Raw genomic sequence first — 22,606 nt, 5'->3', positions numbered from 1 at the left:
ACCCAACGGCACCGCGACAGAAAACAGACACCTCATTCGATTTCACCGCAGCAGGAAATAAAGGGACTCCCTGACCGTGCAGACCACCGACAACCAGCGTTTCCCTTCCACCACTCCGCCGCCCCAGTCCCGGTATCACAGCATGAAAATCAAACGCTTCGTCGCCTCCGATATGCGCTCGGCCATGAACCTGGTGCGCAAGGAACACGGTCCGGACGCAGTGATCCTGTCCAACCGCCGGATCGAGGAAGGTGTCGAAATCGTGGCGGCGGCCAACTACGACGAAAGCGCCGTGCAGCGTGCGCTGGAAGCGGCCCGCAAGGACGTCGCGCCGCCGGCACCGCGCCCGCGCAGCGCCGCCGATGCCGTGATTGCCGCCGTGACCCGCCGCAAGGCCCCGGTCGCCACGCCCGAACCGGTGGCCGCGACCACCTCGGCGGTGGCCGCACTGGCCCGCGCCGCCGTCGGCGCCACCGGTCGCACGCTGGATACCGCCAACGAAATTGTGCCGCCGCCGGGCAGCGACGGTTTCGCTGCCACCCTGGCCCGCGCCAGCGTCAGTCCTGCCGTCAATGAACCGTCGCTGCCGGAGCAGATCTTCGCGCCGTTCAATGTCGAGCAGGCCGCGGCCGCCTCGCCTGCCGCACCGGTGGATGCCGTCGCCACGCCGGCCCCGATCAACCGCGCCCGCTTCGTGATCGATCCGCCGTTGGAGGAGACGGACGAGACCGTACTGCAGGGCGCCGCCGCGCCGGTGCCGGTCGTCGCTGCTGCCCTGCCGCCGGCACTCCCGCTGCCGATCGCCGAGACCGTCATCGCCGCCGCCAATGAACCGGCACCGGTCGTGGCGAGCGTGCCGGAACTGACGGTCATCCAGCGCGACGACGAAGAAATCCGCCAGCTGCGCCATGAAGTGGCCGGCATGCGCCATGTCATCGAGCGTGAGATGCACCGGTTCACCGATGAGCGCCTGCGCGGCTCGCCGGTCCGCGCCGCCGCGCTGGACCTGATGGACGAGTACGGCTTCGACGCCGGCATCAGCCGCGACGTGGCCATGCAGATTCCGCTGGATACCGAGGCCCACCGTGGCCGCGGCCTGATGCTCGGCCTGCTCTCCAAGAAGCTGCCGATCGCCCCGGTCGACCCGCTTGAAGCCGGCGGCGTGATCGCCCTGGTCGGCCCGACCGGCGCCGGCAAGACCACCACCATCGCCAAGCTGGCCTCGCGTTTCGCCGAGGCGCATGCCGCCCGCGACGTGGCCCTGGTCACCACCGATACCGGCCGCATCGGCGCCCGCGAGCAGCTGTACGGCTTCGGCCGCCAGCTCGGCATCGCCGTCCACGAGGCCAGCAGCGGCAGTGATCTGAACCAGCTGCTGGAGCGGCTGAAGGACTACAAGCTGGTCCTGATCGACACCGCTGGCCTGGGCCCGCGCGACCGCGCCCTGGCCGCCCAGCTGCAGTGGCTGCGCGCCGCCGAGCAGATCCGCACCCTGCTGGTGCTGCCGGCCAACACCAGCTTCGGCGACATGGACGAGGTGGTGCGCCGCTTCAGCGCCGCCAACCCGCAGGGCGTGGTGTTGAGCAAGCTGGACGAAACCGGCCGCTTCGGTACCGCCCTGTCAGTGGCCGTGGATCACCGCCTGCCGATCACCTGGGTCACCGATGGCCAGGACGTTCCTGAAGACCTGCACCGTGCCAGTGCGGCCAATCTTGTACTTCGCCTTGAAGATTTGCGCCGCGCGGCCGATATGCCCTGCAACCCGGAGTTGAACCATGCCGTCGCGTGAGTATGCCAAGCTGACCAAGACCTTCCCGTTGTCGGCTACCCGAAGCCAGCCGCTGGGCCCGGTCCGCACCATCGCCGTCACCGGCGGCAAGGGCGGCGTGGGCAAAACGAACGTTTCGGCCAATCTGGCCGTGGCGCTGGCGGACATGGGCAAGCGCACGCTGCTGCTGGACGCCGACCTCGGCCTGGCCAACATCGATGTGATCCTCGGCCTGCAGCCGAAGGTGACCCTGGCCGACCTCGTCGCCGGGCGCTGCACGCTGGAAGAAGTGATCATCGAAGGCCCCGGCGGCGTGCTGGTGGTCCCGGCCGCCTCCGGCCGTCGCCACATGGCCGAGCTGCAGCCGGCCGAGCACGTCGGCCTGGTCAACGTCTTCTCCGAGCTCGAGCGCGAGCTGGACATCATGATCGTGGATACCGCCGCCGGCATCACCGATGGCGTGCTGACCTTCTGCCAGGCCGCACAGGACACCGTGGTGGTGGTCTGCGATGAGCCGGCGTCGATCACCGACGCCTACGCGCTGATCAAGGTGCTCTCGCGCGAGCGCGGCGTGGACCGCATCCAGGTGGTGGCCAACATGGTCCGCGACCCGAACGAAGGCCGCGTGCTGTACGAAAAGCTGAGCCGCGTCTGCGAGAAGTTCCTCGCCGATGTCTCGCTGAACTACCTGGGCTGCGTGCCGCAGGATGACTGGCTGCGCCTGTCGGTACAGCGCCAGCAGCCGGTGGTGAAGGCCTACCCGTCCAGCCCGGCCGCCCTGGCGCTGACCGAGATCGCGCGCCGCACCGCCCGCTGGCAGGCCCCGACCGAGCCGCGTGGCGGCGTCGAGTTCTTCCTGGAACGCATCCTCAAGCAACGCGGGGTGACGGTATGAAGGGCGCAGCACAATACAAAGAGGTCCAGCGCACCGCGGCCAACGAGTGCATTGCCCAGCACTCGGATCTGGTCCGCCGCATCGCCCACCATCTGGCGGCACGTCTGCCAGCCAGCGTGGAGGTCGACGACCTGATCCAGGCCGGCATGATGGGCCTGATCGAGGCCTCGCGCAGCTACGACGCCGACCAGGGCGCCTCGTTTGAAACCTACGCCTCGATCCGCATCCGCGGTTCGATGATCGACGAGATCCGCCGTGGCGACTGGGTGCCGCGCTCGGTGCACCGCCGCGCCCGCGATGCCGCCGCGACCATCCGTCGCCTGGAGCAGAGCACCGGCCGTGCCGCCAGCGCCACCGAAGTGGCCGCCGCGATGGACATGCCGCTACCCGATTACCTGCGCCTGATGGAAGACGCATCGCGGGGCCAGGTGCTGAGCCTGGAATCGCGGATCGAGGACCAGGGAGAACTGGACACCGTCGCCCAGGGCGGCCCGACCCCGCAGCAGGTGCTGGAACGCGGTGAGTTCGGGCGTGAGCTGGGCAACGCGATCGGCCTGTTGCCCGAGCGCGAACAGCTGGTGCTGTCGCTGTACTACGAGCAGGAACTGAACCTGAAAGAGATCGGCGCCGTGTTGGGTGTCAGCGAATCGCGCGTGTGCCAGATCCATGGCCAGGCCGTGCTGCGCCTGCGGGGCCGGCTGAAGATCTTCGAGGCGGCAGACGCCGGCCTCGAGAACCATTGAAATCGAGGAAAGTGCTTTGAACAAGAACATGCGTATCCTGATCGTCGACGACTTCTCGACCATGCGTCGTATCGTCAAGAACCTGCTGGGCGATCTGGGCTTCACCAACACGGCCGAAGCCGAGGACGGGCATGCGGCGCTGGCGATGTTGCAGAGCCAGCCGTTCGATTTCGTGGTCACCGACTGGAACATGCCGGTGATGACCGGCATCGACCTGCTCAAGGCGGTGCGTGCCGACGCCAAACTCAAGACGCTGCCGGTGCTGATGGTGACCGCCGAAGCCAAGCGCGAGCAGATCATCGAAGCGGCCCAGGCCGGCGTGAACGGCTACATCATCAAGCCGTTCACCGCCCAGACCCTGGAAGAAAAGCTCGGCAAGATCTTCGAACGCCTGGCGGCGAGCGCCTGATGGACACCCTGAGCGACAAATCCGCGCTGGTGCAGCGCCTGCAGGACGCCCTGGCCGCGCTGGAAAGCGGTGACGAAGCCGGTTGGCGCCGGGAAATCGACGCCCTCGCCGCGCTGCGCACGCAGCCGATGATGGCCGGCCTGAACCGCCTGGCCCGCGAGCTTGGCCAGGCCCTGGGCGAACTGCCCAGCCTGCCCAGCGAAGCCGGCGAGCTGGATGATGCCTGCGCGCGCCTGGACCACGTGGTGGCGATGACCGAACAGGCCACCCACCGCACCCTGGACCTGGCCGAGGAATGTCGCTCGCTCACCGAACAGCTGCGCGCCAATGGTCTGACGCCCGACCAGGGCCAGCAGCTGGACCGGATCCGCCACAACCTCACCGAAATCGCGCTGACCCAGAGCTACCAGGACCTTACCGGGCAGATCATCCGCCGCGTGGTCGGGATCGTGCGTCGCGTGCATGAGGGCTTCGGTGCGCTCGGCCTGCCCCCGCAGGAAGACGACAAGAAGCGCGACACCAACGGCCTGGCCGGCCCGGCCGTGAATGGCCTGGATCGCCACGCGGTGTCACAGAACGACGCCGACGACCTGCTCTCGGACCTGGGACTGTAACGCTCATGAGTGCTGTGCCAGACGATATCGCTGCCGACTTCATCCTCGAGGCCCAGGAAATCCTGGATCGCCTCGGCGAACAGCTGGTGTCGCTGGAGCAGGCGCCCCAGGATGCCGACCAGCTCAACGCCGTGTTCCGTGGCTTCCACACGCTCAAGGGCGGTGCCGGCTTCCTCGGCATCCAGGCGATGGTCGAGCTGTGCCACGCGGCCGAGGAAACCCTCGGCATGGCCCGCTCCGGCCAGGCCACGCTGCAGGCTCACCACTTCGATGCAGCCCAGCAATCGCTGGATTACCTGCAGTCGATGCTGGACTCGGTCTCGGCCGGGACCGAGCCGGGCTATGCCCCGCCGGAGCTGATCGCCCAGTTCGACGTGAATGGGCCGGCCTCGCCGGCGCCTGCGGCCACCGCCACGGCCAGCAGCGGCGGCGAGATGATCACCGATGATGAGTTCGAGGCGCTGCTCGACCAGTTGCACGGCGGCGCCGCACCGACCGCCATCGCGGCCCCGAAGAAAGATGACGGCCTGATCGGCGAGGACGAGTTCGAAGCCCTGCTGGACCAGCTGCACGGTGGCGCCGTTCCTGGTGCCAAGGCCATTGCCGCCGCGCCGGTGGCTGCACCGCGCGCCGTGGCTGCGCCGGCCGCCCCGAGCGCCAAGCCGGCCCCGGCCAAGCCGCTCGCCGAAGCCGAACACACCGTGCGCGTGGATACCAAGCGCCTGGATGCGATCGTCAACCTGATCGGCGAGCTGGTGCTCTCCCGCAACCGGCTCAAGACCCTGCGTGCGCGCCTGCACGATGAAGAACTGGACCGCGCGGTCTCCACGCTGGACATCGCCACCGCGCGCCTGCAGTCGGCGGTCATGCGCACCCGCATGCAGCCGGTCGGCAAGGTGTTCTCGCGCTTCCCCAAGGTGGCACGCGATGTCGCGCGGTCGCTGAAGAAGGAGGTCGAGCTTGAGCTGATCGGCGCGGAAACCGAGCTGGACCGCAACCTGGTCGAAGCGCTGGCCGATCCGCTGGTCCATCTGGTCCGCAACGCGATCGACCACGGCGTGGAAATGCCGGACCTGCGCGAGGCCCAGGGCAAGCCACGCAGTGGCCACGTGCGCCTGTCGGCCCAGCAGGAAGGCGACTACGTCAGCATCGAAGTGCAGGACGACGGCGCGGGTATCGACCCGGAACGCCTGCGTCAGAAAGCACGCGAGAAGGGCTTGATCGATCCGGAGGCCGCCGCCCGCCTGAGCAGCGAGGAATGCCTGCACCTGGTGTTCCTGCCCGGCTTCTCGACCAAGCAGCAGGTCACCGACATCTCCGGCCGCGGCGTGGGCATGGACGTGGTCCAGTCCCGCATCCGCGAGCTCAGCGGCCAGATCCAGATCCAGTCCGAGCTGGGCCGCGGCAGCCGCTTCATGATCCGCGTGCCGCTGACCCTGGCGATCCTGCCAACCCTGCTGGTGCAGGCCGGCGAAGACGTCTACGCCCTGCCCCTGGCCCGCGTGATGGAGGTGCTGCACGCCCCCAACACGTCCCTGGGCTGGTTCGACGGCCGCGCCGTGCTGGACCGCAAATCGCACACGCTGGCCCTGGTGGATCTGCGTCACTGGCTGGATGTGGAGCCGATGCCGTCCTCGCTGCTGACCATCGTGGTGCTGCAGGCCGGTGAAGCCCGCTTCGGCCTCGTGGTCGACCAGGTCCGCGGCCGCGAGGAAGTGGTGATCAAGCCGCTGCCCAAGGCCCTGCGCGGCCTGCGCGGCTACGCCGGTGCCACCCTGATCGGCGACGGCCGCATGTCGCTGATCCTCGACGTAGACGGCCTCCGCTGACGCCGGTAGAGCCGACCGTTGGTCGGCTGCTTTACCCCCAAAAACTGTGACCGCCGCCCCACCGGATTCCTTCGGCATCTCAAGTCCCATTCACACAAGCCGATAACGGACCCATGGACAGACTCAGCCTCATTGGACTTTTCCTCGCGTTGGCCTCACTGGTCGGCGGCAGCATCCTCAAGGGGGCTGGTCTGGCGTCGCTTTGGTCGCCGGCCGCCTTCGTGATCGTCATCGTCGGCACCATCGCCTCGATCCTGCTGCACACCTCGCCGGCCGTGTTCAAGCACGCCTTCAAGATCGTGAAGTGGGTGATCCTGCCGCCGAGCAGCGACCGCCGCCACCTGATCCAGCAGATCGTGGAGTGGAGCAACATCGCCCGCCGCCAGGGCCTGCTCGGTCTGGAAGCGCAGGTCGACGCCCAGGACGATCCGTTCCTGCGCAAGGGGCTGCAGCTGCTGGTGGACGGCGTGGAGCCGGAAACCATCCGGCACATGATGGAGATCGAGCTGAGCAGCCAGGAGAGCCAGGACCTGGCCGCCTCCAAGGTGTTCGAGGGCATGGGCATCTATGCGCCGACGCTGGGCATCATCGGCGCGGTGCTCGGCCTGATCGCGGTGATGAAGAATCTTGCCGATCCGAGCAAGCTCGGCCACGGCATCGCGGCGGCCTTCACCGCCACCATCTACGGCATCGCCTCGGCCAACCTGCTGTTCCTGCCGGTCTCGGCCAAGCTCAAGAGCGTGATCCACCACAACAGCCGCGACCGCGAGATGATCATCGAGGGCCTGATCTCGATCGCCCAGGGTGAGAACCCGCGCAACATCGAAACCAACCTGTCCGGGTTCCTGCACTGACATGGCCCGCCGCAAGCACCACGAAGAACATGCCAACCATGAGGCCTGGGCGATCCCTTACGCCGACCTCATGACGCTGCTGCTCGCCTTCTTCGTGGTGATGTACGCCATCTCCTCGCTCAACGAGGGCAAGTACCGGATCATGGCTGACGCGCTGACCACCGCCTTTGGTGGCGCGCCGCGCACCATCAACCCGGTGCAGGTCGGCAACCAGCAGGTCCAGGGCGGCGGCTGGGACAGCCCCTCGGTGATCAGGGCCGGGACCAAGATCGGCCCCTCCGCCCCCGCCCCCAGCAACGACCCGACCCTGCTGCCGGCGATGGCCTCGCAGATGCGCATGCCGGTCTCGATCCGCAACCAGGCACAGCTGCAGCGAGCCGAGCGCCAGCTCAACGGCATCGCCGACAAGCTCACCGCCACGCTGGCGCCGCTGATCGAACGCGGCATGATCACCGTGCGCCGCACCGAGCTGTGGATCGAAGTGGAGATCAACAGCGACATCCTGTTCCCGACCGGCTCGGCCACGCTGGATGTGCACGCGCGCGACACCCTCTCCAAACTGGCCGAAGTGCTGCGCGATGCGCCCAATGGCGTGCGCGTGGAAGGCCACACCGACAACATCCCGATCGCCACCTCGCTGTTCCCCTCCAACTGGGAGCTGTCGGCCGGGCGTGCGGCCAGCGTGGTGCATCTGTTCGCTGATCAGGGCCTGCAGCCGGCACGGCTGGCGATGGTCGGCTACGGCCAGTTCCGCCCCCGCGAAGACAATGCCAGCGCCGAAGGCCGCAACCGCAACCGGCGGGTGATGGTGATCATCCTGGCCGACACCGCGCAGAGCATCGATCCGATCACCGACCGGCTCAGCGCCGATGCCGAGGCGGCCGATGCCACCCAGGCAACCGCCGCCGGCACCCCTGTTACCCCCATCGCACCGGTGCAGTTGCCACCGGTGCCGGCCGGCAGCCGCGTTGGCGCCGCCGTTCCGCCCGCAATGAAGGAGTGAACCGCATGCGTATCTGGGCTGTTGCCAATCAGAAGGGCGGCGTGGGCAAGACCACCACGACGCTTGCGCTCGGCCGCGGTCTGGCCACGCAGGGCCACCGCGTACTGTTGATCGATCTGGATCCGCATTCGTCGCTGACCCGCGCCTTCGGCGTGCCGCTGGATCCGCCGCCGCAGGGCGTGCTGGAACTGTTCGCCGCACCACCGGCCGAGCTCTCCACCCTCGCCCACCGCAGCGACATCCCGGGCCTGGACTACGTCTGCGCGCAGGCCGCGCTGGCCACGCTGGAGCGCCGCAGCGCGAACCAGCCTGGCCTCGGCCTGGCCCTGCAGAATGCATTGGGCCGCCATCAGGGCCAGCACGATTACATCCTGCTCGATTGCGCCCCCACCCTGGGCCTGTTGATGATCAACGCACTGGCTGCGGCCGACCGCCTGATCATCCCGACCCAGGCCGAGCCGCTGGCCCTGCACGGCCTGGATGGCATGGTCCGCACCGGCGAAATGGTCGAGCGCTCGCGCCGCCGCCTGCTGCCGATGTCGATCCTGCCGACCCTGTTCGACCGCCGCACGCGCGCCGGCAACGAAACCGTCAAGCTGATGCAGGACAAGCACGGCCACCGCGTCTGGGAAGACGCGATCCCGGTCGACACCCGTATCTGCAACGCCGCCAGCCTTACCGTGCCGCCGCAATCGGAGGATTATCCCGGGCGTGGCCTGGCCGCCTATCGCCGCGCCCTGGAATGGATCCTGGCCGACGACGCGCAGCAGATGGAGCGCGCGGCATGAACACCGCGGGGGTCCTCGACGACTACCTGGAGCAGCTGCTCGGCGACGCGATGCCGGCGCCGGCAGAGGCGCCGGTGTCCGTCGCGGGGGTCGAGGTTGACGCGCTCGCCGCAGTCGACGCAGTCGAAGCAGTCCAAGCCGAGTCTGCCACCGGCAACGCGGGCGTCGCCGAACTAGCCGCGGCGGCTGAAGCGAGTGCCGTCGCGCCAGGCTTCGACGACCTGCTGGATGAACTGCGCAACGATCCGCTGCTGAGCGGCGCGATGACGCTCCCCACGGAGGTGCAGGCGCTGGACGCCGCGCCTGTGCAGGCTGCCCTCGCGGCGCCTGCGCCAGGCTTCGACGACCTGCTCGATGAGCTGCGCAACGACCCCCTCCTCAGCGGCGCGATGCCCGCGCCCGTGGACGAATCCCGCCCAAGCTGGGACGACCTGCCAGCCGAGGTCGTCTACGAAACCGATTCCGTGGATGCAGGCACCGACGCGCCTGCGACGGCACCCTCGCCGGCGGTGGCGCCCGCCCCGGCACCGGTCGCCGCGCTGCCAACCGCCCGCGCACCGATCGCCCGGCCGATGCCTTCCATGACGCCGATGCCGCCGATGCCGGCCGCCACCAGCGTCCGCGCCGGTACCCCCTCACTGGCGCAGAGTCGCCCTGGCAGCTGGGAGGAACTACAACGCCAGGCACGCGACCCGGCCTCCAGCCCGCGCGAGAGCCGCCGCGCCAGCGAGCGCACCTCGCGCTGGCTGCGCCTGCGCTGCGGCGCCCAGGCCTACGCACTGGAGCTGCTCAAGGTCCAGGAAGTGGTCCTGCCGGTGCCGTTGCTGCCGCTGCGCGGCACCTCGCCGGCAATGCTGGGCATCATGAACCTGCGCGGCCAGGTGGTGCCGGTGATGGACCTGGGGATCCACCTGGGCAGCAGCGCGGCCGGCAACGACGCCAATACCCGCATCGTGGTGCTGGAAGAGAACGGCGAGACGATGGGGCTGCGCGTTTCGGCCGTGGAGGATGTCGCCAACCTCACCGATTCGCAGATCGAACCCCCCGATACCGCCCGCATCTGCCAGATCTCCAACGACCTCTTCCGCGGCGTGGCCCGCGGCGGCGCCCAGCCGATGATCCTGCTGGATGCAACCCAGCTGCTGAACTGACCGCCGCAACGGCTAAAGCTTCCCGGGTTATTGCCGTTATAGACCTCGGAACCGTTTGTCCGGAGCAATGATGAGCACTGTGGCCCTGGGTGATGATCTCGGTATCGAGACCAGCACCGAGCTGAAAACACGTTTGGCCCCCCTGGTGGATCAGGCCGGCGATCTGATGCTGGATGCCAGCCAGGTCGGCCGTATCCATACCGCCTCGGTGCAGGTGCTGTGCGCATTCGTCGAGGCCCGCCGCAAGGCCGGGCATCCCACCGGATTCCACGGTTGCACCGCAACCTTCCGTGATGCCGCGCGCCTGCTCGGCGTCACCCAGGCCCTCGGCCTGGATGCACCCCATGACAACCTGAAATCTGTGGAGAACGCTGCATGAGCGCACGTATCTTGGTGGTGGACGATTCGGCGTCGATGCGCCAGATGGTCTCTTTCGCCCTCACCTCGGCCGGCTTTTCCGTCGAGGAAGCCGAAGACGGCGCGGTCGCCCTCGGTCGTGCCAAGGGCCAACGCTTCAACGCGGTGGTCACCGACGTCAACATGCCCAACATGGATGGCATCGCGCTGATCCGTGAGCTGCGCCAGCTGCCGGACTACAAGTTCACCCCGATGCTGATGCTGACCACCGAATCGGCCGCGGACAAGAAGTCCGAAGGCAAGGCCGCCGGCGCGACCGGCTGGCTGGTCAAGCCGTTCAACCCGGAACAGCTGGTCGCCACCGTCCAGAAAGTCCTGGGCTGATCCCGCTTCACCCTTCCCTCCCCTCGCAACTGGACACCCCGCACCATGAGCATGGATCTGCAACGTTTCCACGCCACCTTCTTCGAAGAAAGCCGCGAGGGGCTGGATGCGATGGAAGCTGGCCTGCTGGCGCTCGAATCGGGGCAGCAGGACCCGGAGATCATCAACTCGGTGTTCCGCGCCGCGCACTCGATCAAGGGCGGCGCCGGCACCTTCGGCTTCGATGCGATCGCCGCGCTGACCCACGTGCTGGAAACGCTGCTGGACGAACTGCGCGCCGGCAAGCGGGCGCTGGAGCCGGCCGCGGTTGATGCGATGCTGGCGTCGGTGGACGTGCTGCGCGCGCTGCTGCGCGAAGCCGAACACGGCCAGGCTGCAGATCCGCAGGCGGTCGCCGAGGTCAAGGCGCGCCTGGAAGCGGTGCTGTCCGGCCACGCAGCCGCGGCGGCACCGGTCGCGGCCGCCAAGGTCGATGACACCCCGGAGGCGTGGCAGATCGGTTTCGTGCCGGCGCCATCGCTGTTCATGAGCGGCAACGACCCACTGCGCATCATCCGCGAGCTCGAGCACCTGGGCTCGCTGCAGGTCGCCGCACGTCTGGATCGCCTGCCCGGTTTCGACCAGCTTGATCCGCTCGAAGCTCACCTTGCATGGGACCTCGGCCTGGTCGGCAAGGTACCGCGCAGCAAGATCGAAGATACCTTCGCCTGGGTCGTGGACGACTGCGAACTGGACATCCGTCCGGCCGCACCGCCGAGCCTGGCCACCAGCGCGCCGGTCGAGGCCAAACCCGCCGTCGTCGCCCCTGCGGCACCGGCGGCGGCCGCACCGCCCGCCGCCGCCGCTCATGAAGCCGAGACCTCGATCCGCGTCAGCGTGGACAAAGTCGACGCGCTGATCAATCTGGTCGGCGAACTGGTCATCACCCAGGCCATGCTCAAGCAGGTCTCGCACGCGCTGGATCCGGCGCAGGCCGAGCAGCTGCTGACCGGCCTGGATCTGCTGGAACGCAATACCCGCGATCTGCAGGAAGCGGTCATCGGCGTGCGCATGCTGCCGGTGGACGCGGTGTTCCGCCGCTTCCCGCGCCTGGTCCGCGATCTGTCCTCGCGCCTGGGCAAGCACGTGCGCCTGCGCACCATCGGCGAAGGCACCGAACTGGACAAGGGCCTGATCGAGAAGATCGCCGATCCGCTTGTGCACCTGGTCCGCAACTCGATCGACCATGGCCTGGAAATGCCGGACGTGCGTCGCGAGGCGGGCAAGGACGAAACCGGTACGATCACCTTGGCGGCCTCGCACCAGGGCGGCCACATCGTGATCGAAGTCAGCGATGACGGCCGCGGCCTGAACCGCGACAAGATCCTGTCCAAAGCGCTCGAACGCGGCCTGAGCGTGCCGGACAACCCCACCGACGCGCAGGTCTGGGATCTCATCTTCCAGCCCGGCTTCTCCACCGCCGATGCCGTCACGGATCTGTCCGGTCGTGGCGTCGGCATGGATGTGGTCCGCCGCAACATCCAGGCGCTGGGTGGCGAAGTACAGCTGGAAAGCCAGGCCGGCAACGGCACCCGCGTGCTGATCCGCCTGCCGCTGACGTTGGCGATCCTGGATGGCATGACCGTTTCGGTCGCCGGCGAAACGTTGATCCTGCCCCTGGCCTATGTGCTCGAAGCCCTGCAGCCGCAGGCCGACGATGTGCGCACCATGGCTGGCGAAGGCCGGGTGCTGCGGGTGCGCGGCGAGTATCTGCCGATCCTCTCGCTCAGCGAGTACTACGGCTACGGTGGCCGTGCCATGGACGATCCGCTGGTGGTGGTCGTTGAAGGCGATGGCCAGAAGATCGCGCTGGAAGTGGACGAACTGGTCGGCCAGCAGCAGGTCGTGGTCAAGAACATCGAGAACAATTACCGCCGTATCAGCGGGGTTTCCGGTGCGACCATTCTCGGCGACGGCCGGGTTGCCCTCATCGTGGACATCGGCGGCCTGGTGCGTTCGCTCAAGGTGCCACAGGCCGCATAACGCGGCTCCATCATGCTGTCCCCCACGCCGCCGCTCCCCCGGAGCGGCGGCGTTGTTTCGTGGGCGTGCGTGGGTGTTGATCAGGGCGCATCGAACTGTGAACTCCGTCAGCGCGCAAGGCGGCGAACACCCCCTCCCACCGTCCGCGTGCGTACGGAAGAAACCGCTCAACCCCTTGCAACAGCAAGCATCGCCGCCCATCGCGCCGTGATGGCGAATGTGAAAAAAATGTGACGCGGCACTATCAAGTTGCGGTCGATCAGCGCCGCTATCCGAAGTAGCGACCACGGCAACCGTCGCGCTCCTCCGCTCCACTCTCTCCCATCCCGCTGATTCCGCCCAGCACCCCACGGCTGTGCGTCACTGCCCTGCCCGGAGTTTCAATCATGAAGTGGTTCCACGACCTGCCCATCGCCCGCAAGCTGGCGGTAGGCTTCACGCTCACCACGTTGATGACGCTGGCCCTGGGCAGCTTCGCCCTGGTCCGCCTGGGCGAGGCCAACGCCCAGCTGCGCGCGATGAGCACCAACGACATTCCCTCGGTCCAGCACCTGGGCGAAGTGCGCGCGCAGCTCGGCGAGTTCCGCACTTACGAAATGGCCCAGCTGACCGTGCTGGACAAGCCGGAGTCGGTCGCCGACTACGACAAGCGCATGGCCGACACCGGCAAGATCGTCAACGCCGAGCTGGCCGCCTACGCGCTGCTGCCGGCCGGCGACAAGGAACGTCAGTTGTACGACGTGGTGGCCGCGCGCACTGCCGACTACTTCAAGGCCAACGGCCAGATCAAGGACGCCATCGCCGCCGGCGACGGCGTCACTGCCCAGCAGATCTCCGATGAACAGTCGCGCCCGGCACGCCGCGCGCTGTTCGCCGCACTCAAGGACCTGGGCGAGTTCAGCAACGGCGTGATGGCCAGCCGCATCGAAAGCGCCAACGCCACGCACCAGAACAGCGTCTACGCGATCATCGGCTGCATCGTGCTGCTGTCGCTGCTGGCTGCCGTGATGGGCGTCGTGATCTCGCGCGCCATCACCCGCCCGCTTGGCCAGGCCGTGCACGCCATCCAGTCGGTCGCCCGTGGCGATCTGTCGGTCAACATCCAGGCCACCAGCAAGGATGAAGCCGGCAAGATGCTGACCGCCACCCGCGACATGACCGTGATGCTGCGCCGCTTCTCCGAGCAGACCCAGCAGATGGTGGAAATGCACGCCGGTCCGGACATCAGCCACCGCATTCCGGAAGATTTCCCGGGCGTGTATGGCCAGCTGGCCGTCGGCATCAACACGGTGATCTTCGAGCACCTGGATTCGATCAAAGACGCGATCAACGTCCTGAACCAGTACGCCGCCGGCGATCTCTCGCCGAACGCCCGCCGCCTCCCCGGCACCCGCGCGATCCTGCACGAATCGATGGATGCGGCCAAGGCGAGCCTGCTGGCGATCAACACGCAGATCCAGTCGCTGGCCCAGGCCGCCGCCGCCGGTGACTTCACCCAGCGTGGCGATGCGACACGCTTCGACCACGACTTCCGGGTCATGATCGAGCACCTCAACACGATGATGCAGGTCGCCGACGGCAATCTGTCCCAGCTCTCGCACCTGCTGCAGTCCATCGCCAATGGCGATCTCACCGCGCGCATGCAGGGCCAGTTCCACGGGGTGTTCGCCTCGATGCGCGACGATGCCAACACCACCGTCGCCCAGCTGACCCAGATCGTCGGCCGCATCCAGCAGGCGTCCTCCAGCATCAGCACCGCCGCCGGCGAGATCGCTTCGGGCAACAACGATCTGTCGCGTCGTACCGAGCAGCAGGCCGCCAATCTGGAAGAGACCGCCGCCTCGATGGAGGAACTGACCTCCACCGTGCGCCAGAACGCCGAACACGCCCGCCAGGCCAACCAGCTGGCCATCGGCGCGCACTCGGTCGCCTCGCAGGGCGGTGATGTGGTGGGCCGCGTGGTCAGCACCATGCACGAGATCGACGCATCCTCGCGCCGCATCGCCGACATCATCACCGTGATCGACGGCATCGCTTTCCAGACCAACATCCTGGCGCTGAACGCCGCGGTGGAAGCCGCCCGCGCCGGCGAGCAGGGTCGCGGCTTCGCGGTCGTCGCCTCTGAAGTGCGCACCCTGGCCCAGCGCTCGGCCGGCGCGGCCAAGGAGATCAAGGGCTTGATCGATGCGTCGGTCGGCAAAGTTGCCGAAGGCTCGCAGCTGGTCAACCAGGCCGGTGCCACCATGGGCGAGATCGTGGCCTCGGTGCAGCGCGTGACCGACATCATGGCCGAGATCTCCGCCGCCTCGCAGGAGCAGTCCGCCGGTATCGAGCAGGTCAACCAGACCGTGGTGCAGATGGATGAGACCACCCAGCAGAACGCCGCGCTGGTGGAAGAAGCCACCGCCGCCGCCCGTGCCATGGAAGAACAGGCCGGCCATCTGACCGATGCGGTCGCGCTGTTCAAGCTGGAGGGCCAGGCGCACGCGGCACCGGCAGCCGTGCTCCGCGCACCCGCCCTGCCGCGCGCGGCGGCACCGGCCAAGCCGCGCAGCGTGGCGGCCGCGCCCCGCCGTGTCATGAGCCGTGAACCGGCCCTGGCCAACGATACCGAGTGGCAGGAATTCTGATCGCGTTCGACACGTGATCGGTCGACCTTCGACGCCCCGCTCCGGCGGGGTGTCGTCGTTTCGCCGGTGCCATGCCACGCCACCGCGGCACAATTCCCCTACATAAATGTGAACTGCTGCCGATAAAGGGACTGAGCCCCGGCATCTCCGCACGCCGGCACCCGCCCAACCCAGTAGATTCCATGTCCGAAGGCAGCCTCGACGCACACGACCGTCCCCATGGCATCCACGACGATGCCACGGATGACATGTACCTGGTCCGCAACCCCCGACAGATCCGGCAGTTGCTGCAGGCGCTGATCGACCAGCGTTCGTTGATCAACGCCCATCTGGGCGGCCGCGATCAATCCTTCCCCACCGCGGTGCTGGAACTGGACGAAGACGACGATTGGCTGCTCCTGGACGGCAGCCCGTCCGAGCCCTCCAACCGCGCCGCCGAAGACGCCGGCCACCTGCTGTGCTTCGCCCAGCTGGACCGGGTGATGGTGCGCTTCCGCCTGGATGGCCTGCAACGCGTGCGCAACGAAGGCCATGTTGCCTTCCGCGTGCCTTTCCCCGACGAGCTGGTGCACCTGCAGCGCCGCGAACTGTACCGGCTGGAAACGCCGATCACCGATTCGCCCCACCTGCAGTTCCCGATCAACGAAGACCGCGGTGAGGTGCTGCAGCTGCGCGTGGTCGACATCAGCGGCGGCGGCCTGGCCGTCACGGTACCGGTGGACTGCAACGTATTTTCCCTGCAGAAACGCTACGCCGCCCAGCTCGACCTCCCCGATGGCAGCCCGCTGCACGTCTCGCTGATCGTCTGCAACCAGTTGGCGGTCAAGCTGCCCAACGGTGTCGAGATGAAGCGCATCGGCATGCGCTTCGACAACCTCCCGCGCGGTGGCGACAGCGCGATCCAGCGCTACATCTTCCGTATCGACCGGCAGCGCAGTGCGAGGAAGAACGGGGAGAGTTGATGGCTGCTTCAACTGCGTGGCTCAGTTGATGCGTGGTTGGGTCAGCGCGCCGCCCCATGGACAGTTGGCCGGGCCCGAGTTGAAGGCAGGGTGGGTGTGGGAGCTAAAGTCGCCCCCGAGCAGGCCGATATCCAGCGTGACCCCCGGTTATTCGACCGCCACGCCCGACCCAGGACCCCTCGATGAACGACAAGAACACCAACGCCGCCAGCGACGGCGGCGAATACCTCAGCTTCACCCTCGGCGCCGAGCACTACGGCGTGGACATCCTCAAAGTCCAGGAAATCCGCGGCTACGACTCCGTCACCCGCGTCCCCGACGCCCCGGATTACATCAAAGGCGTCATCAACCTGCGTGGCACCATCGTCCCCGTCATCGACCTGCGCCTCAAACTGCGCCTGGAAAATGCCACCTACGACGCCTTCACCGTCATGATCGTCCTCAACGTCGAAGACCGCGTCGTCGGCATCGTCGTTGACAGCGTCTCCGACGTCATCCCGTTGGCTGCCGACCAGATCCGCCCGACGCCCGAGTTCGGCGCCGCCGTCGATACCCGCTTCATCTCCGGCATCGGCACCCAGGACGATCGCATGCTGATCCTGCTGGATATCGAAACCCTGCTCGACAGCGCCGACATGGGCCAGGCCCCGGTCATCGACGACGTCGCCGCCTGAGACATCCGTCACAGAAAAACGGCCGTCACGCCGCTGTCGCCACCGGCAACGGCCACCGTCGAAAAAATTGCTTCAGTTCCCCGCTGACCGGCCGATAGCTGGTTTCAGAACCCGGCTGCACTGGATCGCCCATGGCCGGGCCACCTTGCCCATATCCCCGGAGAATTTTCCCGATGAAGTCCCTGCTTGCCCTGTTCTCGGTCGCCGTGATCGCCTCTTCCGCCTCTACTGCATTCGCCCAGTCCGGTGAAATGATTCCGCCGGAAATGGCCCCGCGCTCGGTCGGCAAGGACGGCATGGTCTGCGGCAAGGTCGAGAAGGCCCGCTACGCCGAAGGCTCTGAAGGTCAGCCGACCTTCCTGTACATGGGCGGCGCGTTCCCGCGCCACACCTTCTCGGCCCGCATCGCCGGCGCCAACCGCGACAAGTTCAGCTTCCCGCTGGAATCGCTGGAAGGCAAGACCGTCTGCGTGATCGGCAAGATCGCCCGCGATGCATCGCGCGCTGAAATCGAAGTCAGCTCGCCGGCCGGCCTCAAGCTCGCCAACATCAAGTAATTGCCCGTACGCCCTGCCACGCCGGCCCAGGCCGGCGTGGTCGCTGCAACCGGCCCCGACGGCCGGACGCGTTTGCCACTGGAGACCGCACCTGCCATGCCGTGGATCAACAACCTCAAACTGATGCCCAAGTTGATGCTGACTTTCGGCGTCCTCCTGCTGGTGATGCTGCTGCAGGGCATCGTGGCCTATCGTGGCCTGCACTCACTCAACAACGTCACCACTGAACTGGCTGGCCCCCGGATGGACAGCATCCGCATGGCCGGCGAACTGCGTGGCATGGTCGGCGAGTACCGCAACTCCGCTTACCAGGGCCTCATCCGCGCCAGCGATGACGTCAAGGCCGAAGCCAAGTCCCGCGCGGCGGAGCTTCGCACCCAGATCGACGCCTCGATCAAAAAATACCCCGCGCTGATCGACAATCCCCAGCAGAAGAAGCTGTTTGACACCTTCGCCAAGGATTGGACCGACTCGCTGGCGTCCTACGACGCCGTCACCGAAATGCTCGAGCTGGACCTGCCCGACGATGCCGTGGACACCTTCGTTGGTGAAACCCGCGCCAAGCATCGCAAGGCCTCGGCCGCGCTCGAAGCCCTGATCGCCGAAGACAACCGTCTCTCGCGCGCCTCGCGCGAAGAAGCCGAATCCACCTACGCCGCCTCGGCCATGCTGACCGTCATCACCCTGCTCGGCGGCGCCGCCCTGGGCCTGGTGCTGGTGTATCTGTTTGCCCGTTCGCTGGTGGGCAGCATGCGCGGCGCCGTCTCGGTCGCCAGCGATGTCGCCAGCGGCAAGCTGGACGGCCATATCGATGTCAGCCGCAAGGATGAAGTCGGCGATCTGCTGCAGGCCATGCAGCGCATGCAGCGTGATCTGCGCGAGCGTACCGAAACCGACCAGGCCATTGCCCGCGAGAACCTGCGCATCCGTACCGCGCTGGATTACAGCTCCACCGGCGTCTACCTGACCGATGCGCAGCACACCATCGTGTACAGCAACCGCGCCCTGCAGCAGACCCTGAGCCAGTACGAAGCCGACATTCGCAAGGACCTGCCGGACTTCGACGCCGCCGCCTCGCTGATCGGCAAGTCGGCCGCCGCGCTGGAGCACGGCAGCGAAATGGATCCCAAGACCCTGGCCCAGCTGCAGCAGCACGGCGTCAGCCGCCGCCCGATGCAGTTCGGCGAGGCCCAGTTCGCCCAGGTCATCTCCTCGATCGCCAACGAACAGGGTGAGACCGTCGGCCACGTCATCGAATGGCGCGACCGCACCCCGGAAGCCCTGGTGGAAGCCGAAGTGGCCCGCGTGATCGCCCAGGCCGCGGCCGGCGATCTCTCCGGCCGCATCGACAGCGATGGCAAGGAAGGCTTCTTCCTGCAGCTGGCCCAGCAGCTCAACGGCCTGCTGGATGCCAACTCGGCCAGCATCGAACAGGTTTCCAACCTGCTCGCCGCGCTGTCCCAGGGCGACCTGACCGTGCGCATGCACGGCGACTTCCAGGGCGTGTTCGCCCGGATGCGCGACGACGCCAACGCCACCGCCGAGCAGCTCAGCGGCATCGTCACCCGGATCAAGCACTCCAGCCAGCAGATCAACTCGGCCGCCAGCGAGATCGCCACCGGCAACAGCGACCTGTCGCGCCGTACCGAACAGCAGGCCGCCAACCTGGAAGAAACCGCGGCCTCGATGGAGGAACTGACCTCCACCGTGCGCCAGAACGCCGAGCATGCCCGCCAGGCCAACCAGCTCGCCATCGGCGCGCACACCGTCGCCTCGCAGGGGGGGGATGTGGTCGGCCAGGTCGTCACGACCATGAGCGCGATCCAGACCTCGTCCAAGAAGATCGCCGAGATCATCTCGGTCATCGACGGCATCGCCTTCCAGACCAACATCCTCGCGTTGAACGCGGCCGTCGAAGCGGCGCGTGCCGGTGAACAGGGTCGTGGCTTCGCGGTCGTGGCCTCCGAAGTACGCACCCTGGCCCAGCGTTCGGCCGGCGCGGCCAAGGAGATCAAGGGCCTGATCGACGACTCCGTCGGCAAGGTCAATGATGGCTCGGCGCTGGTGCAGAAGGCGGGCGCCACCATGGGCGAGATCGTGGCCTCGGTGCAGCGCGTGACCGACATCATGGCCGAGATCTCCGCCGCCTCGCAGGAGCAGTCCGCCGGCATCGAGCAGGTCAACCAGACCGTGGTGCAGATGGACGAGACCACCCAGCAGAACGCCGCGCTGGTGGAAGAAGCCACCGCCGCCGCCCGTGCCATGGAAGAGCAGGCCGGCCATCTGACCGATGCCGTGTCGATCTTCAAGCTCGATGAGCAGGACATCGCGCCCGCCCCGGCCGTGGTCGCACCGCCGCGTGCCGCCCGCGCGCCGCTGGCGCAGGCGGCAGTGCGTCGCCCGGCCTCGCGCCCGGTGGCCACCGAACTGGCCGACGGCGACTGGCAGGAGTTCTAAGCCGCCCTGCGGCGTGCTGTGAATGACAGGCCCCGGTGCTTCGGCACCGGGGTTTTTTGTTGTCCGGCTGAATGGCCGATGGGCAACGCACTCAATACTCGCCGGATCCGGCCGATAACAGCATTGCCCGACACTTCGTCGCGGCCAGCCAGGATGGTGATCGCCACCGCGTGCTCCTGGCATCGCCACGTGCTTTTGCCCGCTCAGATGCCCTGCCCATGAATCTATTCCGCCGCTGGAACCCGTATTTCTCCAACCTGTCCGTCAGGCGCAAGCTCAACCTGCTGACCGTGCTGATCGCCCTGGGTGTCATCGCCCTGTCGGTGGTCGCTGCGCGCATGCAGTACCTGGATCTGACCGACACCCGCAAGGACAGCCTGAAGACCCAGGTCGAGCTCACCTACGGCATCCTGGAGCACTACCACCGGCTGGCGGACAGCGGTGAACTGACCGACGCTGCGGCCAAGCAGGCCGCGCTGACGGCGCTGGAGAGCATGCGTGCCGACGGCGATACCTACTACTTCAACGTGTACGACACGAACTACCGGATGCTCATGCATCCGTTCCGCAAGGAGCTGATCGGGCAGGACATGAAGGATTACCGCACCGATGACGGGGTGCGCGTGTACTACGACCAGATCGGCATGGCCCGCCTCGGCGGTGGCTTCGTTTCCTACCAGTGGGCCAAGCCGGGCACCGAGAAGGTGGTCGAGAAGGTGGCCTATGCCGGGATGTACGCACCGTGGAACTGGGTGGTCAGCAGCGGCGTCTACATGGACGATGTGCAGCAGCAGGCACTGGTGTTCACCGCGATCATGGCGGCGACCGGCGGCGGCGTGGTGCTGATCGTGCTGGCGCTGAGCTGGCTGATCGGCAACCGCATCACCCTGCCCCTGCGCCAGGCCACCCATGTGGCCGAGAGCATCGCCCGCGGCAAGCTGGACAGCCGCATCGGCGAACAGGCCCATGACGAACCCGGCCGCCTGCTGGAGAGCATGGCGCGCATGCAGGAACAGCTGCACGCGGTGATCAGCGGCCAGCGCGAGATGGCCAGCCGCCACGACGCCGGCAACACCGGCTACCGGATGGATGAAACCGCCTTCCCCGGCGAGTACGGCCTGATGGTGCACGAGACCAACAGCCTGGTCGGCGCGCACGTGCAGACCATGGACGAGGTGCTGGCGGTGGTGCAGCGTTACGCACAGGGCGACCTCAGCGCCGATATCGCGCGCTACCCGGGCGAAAAGGCCGCCATCACCGGCACCGTCGATGCGGTCAAGCAGAACCTGGGCAGCATCAATGGCGAGATCCAGCGCCTGGCTGCGGCCGCCGCCGCCGGCGATTTCAGCCAGCGGGGCGACACCGCCCGCTTCGATCACGATTTCCGCCGGATGATCGGTCACCTCAACGCGATGATGCAGGTCAGCGATGAGAACCTGGGCAAGCTCTCGCAGCTGCTGTCGGCCATTGCCGAGGGCGATCTGACCGCGCGCATGCACGGCGATTTCCAGGGCGTCTTCGCCACCATGCGCGACGATGCCAACGCCACCGTCGCGCAGCTGACCCAGATCGTCGGCCAGATCCAGGAGGCCGCCAGCAGCATCAACCTGGCCGCCGGTGAAATCGCCACCGGCAACAGCGACCTCTCGCGCCGCACCGAGCAGCAGGCCGCCAACCTGGAAGAGACCGCCGCCTCGATGGAGGAACTCACCTCCACGGTGCGCCAGAATGCCGAACATGCCCGCCAGGCCAACCAGCTGGCGATCGGCGCACACACGGTGGCCTCCCAGGGCGGCAATGTCGTCGGCGAAGTGGTGACCACCATGGCCGCGATCCAGACCTCCTCGAAGAAGATCGCCGAGATCATCTCGGTCATCGACGGCATCGCCTTCCAGACCAATATCCTGGCGCTGAACGCCGCGGTGGAAGCCGCCCGTGCCGGCGAGCAGGGCCGCGGCTTTGCGGTGGTCGCCTCCGAAGTGCGCACGCTGGCCCAGCGTTCAGCCGGCGCGGCCAAGGAGATCAAGGGCCTGATCGACGACTCCGTCGGCAAGGTCGCCGAGGGCTCCCAGCTGGTCAACCAGGCCGGTGCCACCATGGGCGAGATCGTGGCCTCGGTGCAGCGCGTGACCGACATCATGGCCGAGATCTCCGCCGCCTCGCAGGAGCAGTCCGCCGGCATCGACCAGGTCAACCAGACCGTGGTGCAGATGGACGAGACCACTCAGCAGAACGCCGCCCTGGTGGAAGAAGCCACTGCCGCCGCCCGTGCGATGGAAGAACAGGCCACCCAGTTGGCCGATGCGGTGGCGATCTTCCGCCTCGACAACCAGGTCGCCCAGGCGGTCAGTGCCGTGACCGCCCGTGCGGTTGCCGAGCTGGCCCCGATGCGCCGCCCCAGCCGCCCGGCACCGCCGGCATCCCCTGCCCCGCGTGCCACCGCCCCGGTGCGCACCCCGCGCAGCACGTCGGCCGATGACGGCAACTGGCAAGCGTTCTGAGTTCCCGC

Annotated in this window: 19 protein-coding genes and 1 pseudogene; 19 read left to right on the top strand and 1 reads right to left on the bottom strand. The window is 67.5% G+C overall.

What is annotated here, in order from left to right:
• Positions 1-142: 142 nt before the first annotated feature.
• The 18 genes and pseudogenes from flhF (at position 143) to ABE422_RS01030 (ending at position 20,097) form a co-directional block, all read left to right on the top strand.
• Positions 143-1,789 carry a flagellar biosynthesis protein FlhF gene (flhF, locus tag ABE422_RS01115; RefSeq protein WP_346482276.1) on the top strand — a complete coding sequence of 549 codons (1,647 nt, stop codon included), beginning with the start codon at positions 143-145 and terminating at the stop codon, positions 1,787-1,789.
• Positions 1,776-2,663 (top strand): MinD/ParA family protein, encoded by an 888-nt coding sequence (locus ABE422_RS01110; protein ID WP_313211874.1) that lies wholly within the window; start codon positions 1,776-1,778, stop codon positions 2,661-2,663. Before flhF ends, ABE422_RS01110 begins: the two co-directional genes overlap by 14 nt.
• Positions 2,660-3,406, top strand: coding sequence for an RNA polymerase sigma factor FliA (locus ABE422_RS01105; protein ID WP_019182907.1), 747 nt, complete (start codon positions 2,660-2,662; stop codon positions 3,404-3,406). Before ABE422_RS01110 ends, ABE422_RS01105 begins: the two co-directional genes overlap by 4 nt.
• 16 nt (positions 3,407-3,422) lie before the next feature.
• Positions 3,423-3,815 carry a chemotaxis response regulator CheY gene (gene cheY, locus ABE422_RS01100; protein WP_019182908.1) on the top strand — a complete coding sequence of 131 codons (393 nt, stop codon included), beginning with the start codon at positions 3,423-3,425 and terminating at the stop codon, positions 3,813-3,815.
• Positions 3,815-4,429 (top strand): protein phosphatase CheZ, encoded by a 615-nt coding sequence (locus tag ABE422_RS01095; RefSeq protein WP_088435045.1) that lies wholly within the window; start codon positions 3,815-3,817, stop codon positions 4,427-4,429. Before cheY ends, ABE422_RS01095 begins: the two co-directional genes overlap by 1 nt.
• Before the next feature lie 5 nt (positions 4,430-4,434).
• A complete protein-coding gene (locus ABE422_RS01090) occupies positions 4,435-6,258 on the top strand; it encodes a chemotaxis protein CheA (RefSeq protein WP_346482275.1) in 1,824 nt (607 codons plus the stop codon).
• Positions 6,259-6,371: 113 nt separating this feature from the next.
• Positions 6,372-7,112 carry a flagellar motor protein gene (locus ABE422_RS01085; protein WP_121036725.1) on the top strand — a complete coding sequence of 247 codons (741 nt, stop codon included), beginning with the start codon at positions 6,372-6,374 and terminating at the stop codon, positions 7,110-7,112.
• Position 7,113: 1 nt separating this feature from the next.
• Positions 7,114-7,959: pseudogene (gene motD / locus ABE422_RS01080) on the top strand (flagellar motor protein MotD); the annotation flags it as partial.
• Between the two features lie 161 nt (positions 7,960-8,120).
• Complete coding sequence (locus ABE422_RS01075; RefSeq protein ID WP_346482274.1) at positions 8,121-8,903, top strand: ParA family protein; 783 nt, start codon at positions 8,121-8,123, stop codon at positions 8,901-8,903.
• Positions 8,900-10,054 (top strand): chemotaxis protein CheW, encoded by a 1,155-nt coding sequence (locus ABE422_RS01070; protein WP_346482273.1) that lies wholly within the window; start codon positions 8,900-8,902, stop codon positions 10,052-10,054. The genes ABE422_RS01075 and ABE422_RS01070 overlap by 4 nt, the downstream gene beginning before the upstream one ends.
• Positions 10,055-10,124: 70 nt before the next feature.
• Positions 10,125-10,433 carry an STAS domain-containing protein gene (locus tag ABE422_RS01065; RefSeq protein ID WP_313211878.1) on the top strand — a complete coding sequence of 103 codons (309 nt, stop codon included), beginning with the start codon at positions 10,125-10,127 and terminating at the stop codon, positions 10,431-10,433.
• Positions 10,430-10,795, top strand: a complete 366-nt coding sequence (locus ABE422_RS01060) for a response regulator (RefSeq protein ID WP_088435039.1) — start codon at positions 10,430-10,432, stop codon at positions 10,793-10,795. Before ABE422_RS01065 ends, ABE422_RS01060 begins: the two co-directional genes overlap by 4 nt.
• A gap of 45 nt (positions 10,796-10,840) precedes the next feature.
• Entirely contained in the window at positions 10,841-12,817 is a 1,977-nt protein-coding gene (locus tag ABE422_RS01055; RefSeq protein WP_313211879.1) for a chemotaxis protein CheA, read from the top strand.
• A 386-nt stretch (positions 12,818-13,203) separates the two neighbouring features.
• Complete coding sequence (locus tag ABE422_RS01050; RefSeq protein ID WP_346481185.1) at positions 13,204-15,447, top strand: methyl-accepting chemotaxis protein; 2,244 nt, start codon at positions 13,204-13,206, stop codon at positions 15,445-15,447.
• Positions 15,448-15,629: 182 nt separating this feature from the next.
• On the top strand, positions 15,630-16,409 hold the full coding sequence (locus tag ABE422_RS01045; RefSeq protein ID WP_346482272.1) for a flagellar regulator YcgR PilZN domain-containing protein: 780 nt from the start codon (positions 15,630-15,632) through the stop codon (positions 16,407-16,409).
• Positions 16,410-16,591: 182 nt separating this feature from the next.
• A complete protein-coding gene (locus ABE422_RS01040) occupies positions 16,592-17,083 on the top strand; it encodes a chemotaxis protein CheW (RefSeq protein ID WP_121036718.1) in 492 nt (163 codons plus the stop codon).
• A 173-nt stretch (positions 17,084-17,256) separates the two neighbouring features.
• Positions 17,257-17,640, top strand: coding sequence for a hypothetical protein (locus ABE422_RS01035; RefSeq protein WP_088435034.1), 384 nt, complete (start codon positions 17,257-17,259; stop codon positions 17,638-17,640).
• A 96-nt stretch (positions 17,641-17,736) separates the two neighbouring features.
• Positions 17,737-20,097: a methyl-accepting chemotaxis protein gene (locus ABE422_RS01030; RefSeq protein ID WP_346482271.1), complete on the top strand. Its 2,361-nt coding sequence runs from the start codon at positions 17,737-17,739 to the stop codon at positions 20,095-20,097.
• Here the strand turns inward: ABE422_RS01030 and ABE422_RS01025 are convergent.
• Positions 20,094-20,264 (bottom strand): hypothetical protein, encoded by a 171-nt coding sequence (locus tag ABE422_RS01025; RefSeq protein WP_313211890.1) that lies wholly within the window; start codon positions 20,262-20,264, stop codon positions 20,094-20,096. The genes ABE422_RS01030 and ABE422_RS01025 overlap by 4 nt on opposite strands.
• Positions 20,265-20,315: 51 nt before the next feature.
• Between ABE422_RS01025 and ABE422_RS01020 the strand changes: the two genes are divergently transcribed.
• Positions 20,316-22,598 carry a methyl-accepting chemotaxis protein gene (locus ABE422_RS01020; RefSeq protein ID WP_346482270.1) on the top strand — a complete coding sequence of 761 codons (2,283 nt, stop codon included), beginning with the start codon at positions 20,316-20,318 and terminating at the stop codon, positions 22,596-22,598.
• The last annotated feature ends 8 nt before the right edge of the window (positions 22,599-22,606 follow it).

This window comes from Stenotrophomonas sp. TWI1151 (assembly GCF_039673135.1).
Lineage (GTDB): Bacteria > Pseudomonadota > Gammaproteobacteria > Xanthomonadales > Xanthomonadaceae > Stenotrophomonas.
Note: the sequence above shows the minus strand (reverse complement) of the source record. Positions and strands in the feature narration are given on the sequence as shown.